Source organism: Frigidibacter oleivorans, assembly GCF_003993775.1.
Classification (GTDB): domain Bacteria; phylum Pseudomonadota; class Alphaproteobacteria; order Rhodobacterales; family Rhodobacteraceae; genus Frigidibacter; species Frigidibacter oleivorans.
In genome coordinates, this window is record NZ_RJRZ01000035.1 from 1 (window position 1) to 2,142 (window position 2,142).

A 2,142-nucleotide genomic window follows, 5' to 3' on the forward strand; every position below is an offset into this window, starting at 1 on the left:
CCCTGCCGGCGCAGCCGCAGCCAGTGCAGGACCCCGAACAGCGCGGCGAGCGCGAAGCCGATCTCGTCCGATACCGGCAGCGCCACGATCAGCGACACGCCGCCGGCAAAGGCGACCAGCCGTTCGGGCAGGGTGGCGCGGCCCAGGAACTGGCCCACCACGGCGACGCCCCAGAGCCCGACCCCCAGCACCGCCTTCAGCAGGATATAGGCCACCTCCACCGGATAGCCGAGGCTCGCGGCGAGCGGGCCCCCATCCTGCAGCATCAGCGCCGGCGTATAGACCGCCATGAACGGGATCACGAAGCCCGCCACCGCCAGCCGCACCGCCTGCAGCGCGATCTTCAGCCCCGAAGCCTTGGCGATGGGCCCGGCGGCGAAACAGGCCAGCGCCACCGGCGGGGTCAGGTCGGCCATGATGCCGAAGTAGAAGACGAACATGTGGCTGACGAGGAGCGGCACGCCCAGTTCCAGCAGCGCGGGTCCGGCCAGCGAGGAGGTGATGATGTAGTTGGGGATGGTGGGGATGCCCATGCCGAGGACGAGGCAGGTCAGCATCGTCAGCACCAGCGACAGGAACAGGTTGTTCTCGCCCACCGCGATGATCGCGCCGATGAAGGTCGAGGCGATGCCGGTCAGGGTCAGCGTGCCGATGACGATGCCGACGATGGCGCAGGCGATGCCCACCGGCAGCGCGTTGCGCGCGCCCTGCGCCAGCGCGTCGCGCAGGATGCCCAGCGTCGGGCGCGCGCCCTTCAGGAGCGCGCAGGCCGCCACCAGCAGGCCGATCACCAGCACCAGCAGGTTGACACCGTATTCGAGGAAGGCCGCCGAGGCGAGCCCGAGCGCCACCCAGAACACCAGCCGGAAGGCGCGCGGCCCGATCATCGCGGCGAGCGGCGTGCCGAGGATCAGCACCACGACCAGCGCCAGGCCCATGGTGCCGGCGAAGATCGGCGTGTAGCCGGCGAAGAGCAGGTAGACCAGCGCGGCCAGCGGCAGGATCAGCGGCCACTGGTCGCGCACCGCCCGCCAGGGGTTCGGCAGCTCTGCCTTGGGCAGCCCGCGCAGCCCGTCGCGCCCGGCCTGCAGCCAGACCATCCAGAACACCACCCCGAAATAGAGCAGCGCCGGGATGATCGCGGCCTTGACCACCGCGGCATAGGGGACGTTCAGCGTCTCGGCCATGATGAAGGCGACGGCGCCCATCACCGGCGGCATGATCTGCCCGCCCATCGAGGCGGTGGCCTCGACCCCGCCGGCGAAGGCGGGGCGGAAGCCGAACTTCTTCATCAGCGGGATGGTGAACTGGCCCGAGGCGACGACATTGGCGACGCCCGAGCCCGAGATCGTGCCCATCAGCGCCGAGGACAGCACCGCGACCTGCGCGGGCCCGCCGCGCACGCCGCCGACGAGGCCGAGGGCGAAGTCGTTGAACAGGTTCAGCATCCCCGCGCGTTCGAGGAAGGCCGCGAAGACGACGAAGATGAAGATATAGGCGCTGCTGACATAGATCGGGGTGCCGTAGATGCCCTCGGTGCCGAAGGCGAAATGCTCGACGATCTGCTCGAAGCCATAGCCGCGATGGATGAAGGGCGGCGGCAGGTGCTGGCCGAGGAAGCAATAGGCAAGGAAGATCGCGGCGATGATCGCCAGCGGCCAGCCCATCAGCCGGCGGCTGGCCTCGAAGACCAGCAGCACGAGGATGGTCCCGGTGACCAGGTCGGCGGTGGTCAGGAACCCGGTGCGGCGGATCAGGTCCTCGTAGAGCACCCAGTTGTAGAGGCCGGTGGCGAAGCCGAGCAGCCCGAGGCCCCAGTAGAAGGCCCGCATCGGCGTGCTCCGGGCCACGAGGTTGCCGACCAGCCCGAAGCCGAGCAGCAGGAGGAAGCCCACATGCATGGCGCGGACGATCTGGCTGGCCAGCGCGCCATAGCCCGCGGTCCAGAGCTGGAACAGGGTGAAGGCCACCGCGATCCAGAAGGCGACCCGGCCGGCAAGACCGTCGCCGAAACCGGGCGGCAGGCCCTCGGCCACCTCCTCGGCATGAAGGGCATCGTTCCGCGCCTCGCCGGGCGCGGTGGGGGACAGGGTCATGACGGGCTCCGCTCAGGAACGAATGGCAACGACAGGCGATCCGGGG

1 protein-coding gene is annotated in these 2,142 nt (G+C 69.8%); it reads right to left on the minus strand.

The genetic code is table 11. The features are described 5' to 3' along the window. Nucleotides 1-2,096: TRAP transporter permease (locus EEY80_RS19905; protein ID WP_164738342.1), on the minus strand; the 2,096-nt coding region annotated here is incomplete at its 3' end. Nucleotides 2,097-2,142: the final 46 nt, after the last annotated feature.